This is a genomic window from Candidatus Omnitrophota bacterium (assembly GCA_034717435.1).
Classification (GTDB): Bacteria; Omnitrophota; JAUWXU01; order JAUWXU01; family JAUWXU01; genus JAYELI01.
In genome coordinates, this window is sequence record JAYELI010000055.1 from 1 (window position 1) to 7,620 (window position 7,620).

A 7,620-nucleotide genomic window follows, 5' to 3' on the forward strand; every position below is an offset into this window, starting at 1 on the left:
TACTATGCGCGGAATATGGGGGAAAATGGGGGAGTTTGGGGGGGTTGTTTTGGGAATGAAAAAAGCCGTAATCTCGTGTAACTCACGAAATTACGGCTGGTTACAAATTTGGTAGCCCCAACGGGATTCGAACCCGTGTCTGATGGCTGAGAACCACCTGTCCTGGGCCAGGCTAGACGATAGGGCCAAAAAAAGTGCGAGGAGGGGGACTTGAACCCCCATAGACTTGCGTCCACAAGGCCCTCAACCTTGCGTGTCTGCCAATTCCACCATCCTCGCGGAAAAAATTTAAAATACCATCAAAGATAAAAACGCTAAAATGACCAGTAAAACTAAAAGGGCGACAAAAAACCTTGCCTTGCGCCAGGTGATTATGCTTGAAGGCCCGGCCTTAACGTCCAACCTCTCTCCGCAATACAGACAGCGCAGGGCATCCTGGTCATAAAGAGGCTGTTTGCAATGCGGACAGTAAAAAACATCACTGCCTGAAACGCCGTTTTCTAATCTCATTTATTTTTTCTACTGCCTGCTTGACGCTTTTAGCCTTGATTATACCGGCTATATCCCAGGTCTGAATGCCGATTATCGGCTTCTTCATCTGCAGGGAAAAAGCAATTTCCGAAAGCGTCCCTTCTTTTCCGTCAATAGCTACAACCAGGTCTGCATTTTTTACCACCAGAGAATTACGCGCATACCCTAATCCGGTAACAATAGGCAAATCAATATAAGGATTAGCATCGGTCTTATTATTGCCGGGTAAAATACCTATGGTTTTTCCCTTTGCTTTTTTTGATCCCCGGGCCGCTGCCTCCATTACTCCACCAAGGCCGCCGCAAACCAAGACCGCGCCCATCCGGCCGATCTCATAGCCAACCTGCTCAGCGATCTTATTGATTTCCCGGGAACAATTATGCCCGCCAATCACCGCTATATACACGTTTAATCCTTTGGCGCGCCTTAATCCGTTACGGCGCTGATCTCTTCGTCTTCTAAAATTCCGTTCCTATCCAGGTCATACTTATTATAAAACTCTTTCAATTCCCATGTTTTCACAACTCCGTCTTCATTTATATCTATTATTTCAACCAGGTCTTTATTATCTTCCTCGACATGAACAACCGAATAATTTCCTTTGTTTCTTAACCACAGGAGACGGTCTTTTAAGTCAACCCTGCCGTCGTGATTATAATCATGCGCCCGTATATAGTTATACTTTTTATGCCGCAGTTGATTCCGATGGCGCCTGACGGCCGGTTTAGGTTTAGGCCCGTGCCGCCGCCAGCTTTGAGCTTCCTGCGGCAAAAACATAGACAAAACGCAGAATAAAATGACAAGCAAAAAGTATTTCCTAAATACGCCCATCTTCGCACCCCTTTAACAGAATGCTTCTGTTTGTTTCATTATTTTAATTTTAGAACTATCCAACTTACAGATATAACTTTTCTTGTATTCTAAACACTGCGGGTAATCATCTATTTCTTCAAAACCAGATTTTTTCAAAAATCCGGGCCGGTGTGTAACACCGTAAATAGGTTTTTGAGGGTCTTGTATCCCTGCCTGCTCAATAAGAAACCTGAGCATTCTCGTACCAATACCCTTTTTCCGGTGATAATAATCCACCCCTAAAGAAGCAAGCTCAAAAAACTCACCATGGTCAATTATCCTGCCAAAGGCGACTGTCTGACTAATGTTTTTGGCAACAAAAAACTGTTGAGCGTTTATATCAGTAGCGTCCAGCATATATTTTTGCATTTTTTCCCTGATATAAGGCATGTCCTCCTGCTTTGCCCTGCATATTTCTATTTGCTGCGTCCTGGTCATCGCCTATTTCCCTCAAAAAACCTCTCTTTTAGAAATATATTGAAATTTATTGTCTTAACTTGACAATTTATTTCTATTTAATTTCAATTAATTTCAATGAGATTCTTCTTTTGAGACTCGTCTAATTTCTTTTAGTGTTTTCTTTGCAAAGCAAGCAGTAATATCTTCTGAATAAGTTTATCGTAAGAAATGCCTGCCTTTTGCGCCGACTGCCCCAGCTCGTCATCCCGGGCCAAACAGGGATTGGCGTTGGCTTCTAAAATATAAATACCGGCATTTGAGGTAACCCTTACATCAAACCGGGCATAAGACTGCATGTTCAAAGCGCGAAACGCCCTTTTGCAGATATCCTCAATCCTTTCGTTAATTCCTTCGGCCAACCTTCCGGCAAAAACGTTTTCTATGCCCCATTTCTTGCGATAGGCCTTATCCCACTTTGCCCGGTAAGTCGCCAGCCTGCTTTCTTGTTCGGGAATTCTGCCAAAATTCATCTCTCTTAAAGGCAAAACCTTGATCTTTTTCCTTCCAATAATGCTTACATAAAACTCTCGGCCCTCGATGTATTCTTCGGCAATAGCATCCATGTTCATTCTCTGGTGAATGAATTTTACCCTTTCAACCAAAGCCGCTTCATCATCGACAACCGAAGCCCGGGATATTCCCCGCGAAGCCTCTTCGCATAAAGGCTTTACGATCAAAGGAAGCCTGAGCCGCCTCAACAGCTTTATTTTGTAGTCTCTATAAAAAGTATGGAAGTTGGGGATCTTTATTCTGTGAAAACTTAATATCTTCTTGCTTAAGGCCTTATTGTTGCAGACAAGCATGGTTGTCGGGCTTGCCCCGGTGTAAGGAACCCCCAGCATTTCCAGCAGCCAGGCCATATTTTTTTCAAGATAGGTTTTCTGCCTGAAAACCTCGGCAAGATTAAAAACAACATCGGGTTTATTCCTTTTCAATTCTTCAAAAAGTACGCCGATGTTATTATAAAGCCCTAACAGGCCTAGTTGATAGCCGTTCCCTTCAAGAGCTTTATAAACGTCGCTTTCAGTCACCCAATCAGGATCTTTAAATTCCTGCTTAAAATCCTTATCCCGGCCCACAGCATAAGGGGCATCAAACACCAGGAGTACTTTTAACTTTTTTTTCACTTGTTTCTCTTATTCCAGACTTACTTTTTCTCCTGTTTCCTCTTCGATTATAGAACCGCTATCATCAAGGATAAAGGTTCTTTCCCCGGTCTCGCCTTTAACAGCAGGAACAGCCTTCAGCTTAAAATGATCCCCAAGCACATATTGATAGTCATAATAATAACCCAACATCGGATCGGAAGAACTGGCGGCGTTTATTACTTTATCTGAAATATAACCCTTTAGTTCTTCAAATTTTCTGGGAAAGTTATTCATTTTTTGGTCTGCTCGAAAAGACTCGCAGGCCGCGGCAATACTCAGCAGCATTTTAAGAGCAACGGTTTCGTTATTGCTTATTATCAGTTGTTTCAATTCCTCGCGGTCGGTTTTCAGTTCAGTTTCTATTTTTATTACGCCCTGCAATTGGCCTTTTATCTTGTTTAATTCCTCCTTCAACTGTTCAATGGACAATACCTCAGATTCTTCACTTTCACCCTGGCTAAAGGCAAAGGCAGATATTAACAAAAACATTGATAAAAATAACGCTAATACTTTCATTTTCTTAATCCAAAAATTATTCTTTCTCTTTTTCCATTTCTGATAAAAATATATCTTTAAACAAACCCTCTTTGTATGCCTCTAAAAATACGTCTATTACTCTAGGGTCGTACAACGTGCCCCTGCCTTTTTTAAGCTCAGACAAAGCAAAATGGTGAAGCAGGGCTTTTCGATAGGGCCGGTCAGTGATCATGGCATCAAAAGAATCAACTACCCTTATTATTCGGGCCAGGATATTTATCTCTTCTCCTTTTTTCCCGTAAGGATAGCCGGTGCCGTCATAATTCTCATGGTGGTAAAGAACGGCATCGAGAATTGTTCTTCCAAACCACTTTCCCAGAGGGGCAATCATTTTTACAGATTCCAAAGGATGTTCTTTTATCTGATCATATTCTTCAGCATTTAATGCGCCTTTTTTATTAAGAATGCTGTCGGAAACATTTATCTTACCCAGATCGTGAAGTTCAGCAGCATAATATAAAGATATTTCGCCGTAAGGAACCTTCTCAAGCCCATCCTGGAATTTCCTGCCAACGATTATGGAAAACTCCGCAACCCTCTTTGAATGACCTCTTGTATAAGGGTCTTTTATCTCCAGATCCTTGTTTATTCTACGGATAGATTTGACAAAGAGCTCTACTTCTTTCTTAAGCAGGCTAAAATTACAAAGCACTTCCGCCGAGCAGGCAGCTAAGGAAGAAAATAATTCCGTTTCTTTGAGAGAAAATTCCTCTCCTGATGCCTTTTTACCCAGCATAAGCACTGTTACCATCTTATCTTTTACAAAACCCGGCAGGCAAAATTCGGCTTCTAATTCAACCAGTTTGTTTCGCAGTAAAGATAAAAAATCCTGCCTTTCTTTTATCAGGGCAAATTCCAAATTTTCATTTATTTCTTTTATCAAAAAGGGTTTTCGTACCTCTGATAAATGCTCTATAATCGGGTTGTTTAAATCAAGTTTTACGTCCCGGCTGAAAGGCACTTGGTTTAATCCGGGAACCTGCTTCTTGACAATGTATTCTGCCCCGTTATCGCTTAAGGCAAATATAGCCAGATAACCCATCTCGCAAGAAACGGCTATCTCTTCTTCTATTAAGGTAAAAAGCTGTTCGGGAGTCTTTATCTTTGACATTTTACTAATATTCTTGTTTAACGGCTGATCCACAACAATCCCTTCAATTCCCGGCCAGAACTACGTTACTAAGATGACTTATCCAAAAGGCGGTTAAATCCATCCACCAACTCCTGCAATGCGTCGCCTTTGCGCAGCTGGATACGGCCGGTTTTAGTTCCCTTGACCCTTTGATCGACTTCCCTGCACAGCCTGTCAAAAGGCCCCACTATCCTTTTTGTGGCCATTAAAGCCCAGAACCACAATAAGAGCATAACAAACGGCAGGGCAATGAATACTATAAAATTGACTTGTTTTATGGCAGGAAGCAAAACAGAGAATACTGCCTCGGGAATGCCTATCTCCCAGGCAGCTATATTGAAAATAAGGGAATGAAGGGTAATTCCGACCAGGATAACCGGCAGGAGCATAGAAACAAACACAATGATCAAGATCTCTTTATGCAGTTTGTTAGCGATAAAAAAATTTTTTCTTTTATTCTCATTTGTTTTCATTTTTTACCCCCATTTTTCCTATAACCTATTTTTATCTCATCATAACAGGCCTCGGCCGTGCTTACCGTATTATCCGAATCGGTCATTATTGCTATCGCGCCTACACGATTTTCCGGCGGCTTTCCAAATGCAGTAAGGTAATCCTGATAAACATTGCGTTCTTCATAAACCCATTTCCCTAATTTTTCTTTTCCTGACTCAATAACAATCAGTTTTATTTTTTCAAAATAAGGACTGGCCACAACAGTGCCCACAGGCAGGGTTTCATCCCAGACATACTCCAGACATTCTGTCCTGGTAAAGGGAAATTTAGGGAATATTATATAGAACCTGGCTGCGTAGTCGTCTCTTTCAACCCATTCGCTTTTAGAATAGTTCTCTTTTTGTTTATCCGGAAATTTCAACACCTTCCACCTCCAGCTTACCATCGGAGCTGAATAGAGGTTGAATTTAATATCATAAAATAATCCTGAAGCAGCCCTATCGCTCCTGGCCAGAAGATAACCTCCTTCTTTTGCCCTGACAATCTTGACTTCGTAGAGGACTTTTCCTTTAAATACCTTTTCTTTCCACTCCCGGAGGGCCCTGTGAGTGCTGAACGGAAACCATTTAGGCAGGTCCAGGGCAAGGCCCTGAACGGCAAACAAGATGATTGCAATTGTTACTATCACTAATGCTGCTAGATATAGTTTTTTCATCTTAATCCTAAGCCCCCTATAGGCGATAAAATGGTGGTTTGACACGTTCCTGACTTATATCCACCACCATCCCGCCTGGATCAGGCATCAGCATTGAAACCACTTGCTCCATAACGAATTATGGCACTAAAGACGAGCAGGTAACAATTTTTTAAATTATAGCATAATCTCTTAATCCTGTCTATATTTTAAATGCCGGCTTTATCTTTTATCTTCGTCGAGACCAAGAAGGGCCTTCTCGATATTCTCTAAATCTTGCTGTATTTCTTCATGGCCGGGTGCTAAGGCAATACCCCTCTTGATATAATCATACGCCTCGTTGAGCCTTCCCATTTTATAAAGAAGTTCTGCTTTTGTGCTTAAAATAATGCCGTTATCCGGCCTCAGATTGATCGCTTTGTCGATCAATGCCAGTCCTTCTTCCATGTTTTCGCCTGTTTTGTAAAACTGATACGCTCTGTCGTTATAGGCGGCAGCTAACATATCGACTGGCTCAGGGGCATTACCAGTCTTACTTACAGTATATTCCAGCTTATTTATTGCCTGATCATATTGCTCCATGCGCATAAACAGCTCACCCATGGCATATGCCAACTTCACATTCTCCGGCTCGATTTCGTACGCCTTATTAAACCATTCCAGTGAATCATTGAAATATTTTTTATTTTTATCCTTCCCGCATAATGCACGCAGCATATAAGTACCAGCTATGCTGATATATGTGGGGATATACTCAGGGTCCAGCTCCAGGGCTTTATTATACTCTTCCATTACAAGAGAAAAGTTTTTATCCAGACCTCCCGGAGAGCTCTTAATAGCTGTTGCCAGCATCCGGTGAGACTTATGGCTGTCTGGATTAACCCTGACAGCTTCCCTGAAAATTTCGATTATACCATCATGAGTTACCTTTTCTTCATAAGCGTAAATCAAAAGTTCATAATAAACATCCCCCTTCGGGCTAAGTTCGCTCAATACCTTAAGCTCTAAGGCAGCCTCTTTATACCGGCCTTTTAAGGTGTAATAAGATAATAACCGCCAGTGATTAAAACGATTGTTGGGAGCAAGCTTTAAGGACTCATCGATCACCGGCTTGGCATCATCTAATCTTCTGAGAATAATATATTGTCTTGCAAGGTTACCGTAAGCAATCCCCAAATCAGTAATATTTTCTTTGGGGTAATACCTTATTTCCAGCTCCAACGCCTCTGCTGCCTTATCATGACGGCCAATGTAATCATATACAAAAGCAAGCGCTTGATAATTGGTATAATCCTGGGGGTTTTCTTTAATCGCCATTTTTATCCCTCTGATGGTATCATAAATTTCCAGATCGCTCAGGTTTCCCGACCATGGCCCATCTACATGAAGTGGCGAGACTTGCGGCACACCAGGAGCCTTAACACTTACATTAGCTGACGGTGCCCCGCAAAAAGCCAAAAATAAAAACAGCGTCATAATTCCCGACCTAACCATTTTCACATAAACACGGTTCATCAAAACACCCCCTTAAAATACAAAAACCTTCGCAGTTTTCACCGCGAAGGTTTTACTTTTTTAACGTGGAGGTTCCCCCTTCGAACTCACCACTTATATTTTGCCTGTTTTATATTATAATCCAAGAACCGCGTATGTGTCAAGCATTTTGTAATTTGTGTTATTTAAAAATTAAAAGTGCACAGTTTTAGAGCGATTTATGTTTTAAAAGTGCACACCTTAACCGAAATTAAAAATAATAACGCTAAAAAGGTCATTCTGAGGCCGAAGGCCGAAGAATCTCAGAAAACACGGTT

Annotated in this window: 10 protein-coding genes and 2 tRNA genes; all 12 read right to left on the reverse strand. The window is 41.5% G+C overall.

Features of this window, described 5'->3' with window-relative positions; all coding sequences use genetic code 11:
* Positions 1-109: 109 nt before the first annotated feature.
* The 12 genes from U9Q08_04575 to U9Q08_04630 all read right to left on the reverse strand — a co-directional run bounded on the left by U9Q08_04575 (position 110) and on the right by U9Q08_04630 (position 7,324).
* Positions 110-187: transfer RNA gene (locus U9Q08_04575), tRNA-Glu, on the reverse strand.
* Between the two features lie 8 nt (positions 188-195).
* Positions 196-279: transfer RNA gene (locus U9Q08_04580), tRNA-Leu, on the reverse strand.
* 9 nt (positions 280-288) lie between these two features.
* Entirely contained in the window at positions 289-510 is a 222-nt protein-coding gene (locus U9Q08_04585) for a hypothetical protein (GenBank protein ID MEA3328979.1), read from the reverse strand.
* Positions 479-937, reverse strand: a complete 459-nt coding sequence (locus tag U9Q08_04590) for a TIGR00725 family protein (protein MEA3328980.1) — start codon at positions 935-937, stop codon at positions 479-481. Before U9Q08_04590 ends, U9Q08_04585 begins: the two co-directional genes overlap by 32 nt.
* A 20-nt stretch (positions 938-957) precedes the next feature.
* Entirely contained in the window at positions 958-1,362 is a 405-nt protein-coding gene (locus tag U9Q08_04595) for a hypothetical protein (protein MEA3328981.1), read from the reverse strand.
* A gap of 12 nt (positions 1,363-1,374) precedes the next feature.
* Entirely contained in the window at positions 1,375-1,821 is a 447-nt protein-coding gene (locus tag U9Q08_04600; protein ID MEA3328982.1) for a GNAT family N-acetyltransferase, read from the reverse strand.
* A 131-nt stretch (positions 1,822-1,952) separates the two neighbouring features.
* Positions 1,953-2,969: an ATP-grasp domain-containing protein gene (locus tag U9Q08_04605; protein MEA3328983.1), complete on the reverse strand. Its 1,017-nt coding sequence runs from the start codon at positions 2,967-2,969 to the stop codon at positions 1,953-1,955.
* Positions 2,970-2,978: 9 nt separating this feature from the next.
* Positions 2,979-3,506: a hypothetical protein gene (locus U9Q08_04610; protein MEA3328984.1), complete on the reverse strand. Its 528-nt coding sequence runs from the start codon at positions 3,504-3,506 to the stop codon at positions 2,979-2,981.
* Between the two features lie 16 nt (positions 3,507-3,522).
* Entirely contained in the window at positions 3,523-4,638 is a 1,116-nt protein-coding gene (locus tag U9Q08_04615) for an HD-GYP domain-containing protein (GenBank protein MEA3328985.1), read from the reverse strand.
* A gap of 68 nt (positions 4,639-4,706) precedes the next feature.
* Complete coding sequence (locus U9Q08_04620) at positions 4,707-5,132, reverse strand: hypothetical protein (GenBank protein MEA3328986.1); 426 nt, start codon at positions 5,130-5,132, stop codon at positions 4,707-4,709.
* Positions 5,129-5,830 carry a DUF3047 domain-containing protein gene (locus tag U9Q08_04625; GenBank protein ID MEA3328987.1) on the reverse strand — a complete coding sequence of 234 codons (702 nt, stop codon included), beginning with the start codon at positions 5,828-5,830 and terminating at the stop codon, positions 5,129-5,131. Before U9Q08_04625 ends, U9Q08_04620 begins: the two co-directional genes overlap by 4 nt.
* A 201-nt stretch (positions 5,831-6,031) precedes the next feature.
* Positions 6,032-7,324 carry a tetratricopeptide repeat protein gene (locus tag U9Q08_04630; GenBank protein MEA3328988.1) on the reverse strand — a complete coding sequence of 431 codons (1,293 nt, stop codon included), beginning with the start codon at positions 7,322-7,324 and terminating at the stop codon, positions 6,032-6,034.
* Positions 7,325-7,620 lie beyond the last annotated feature (296 nt).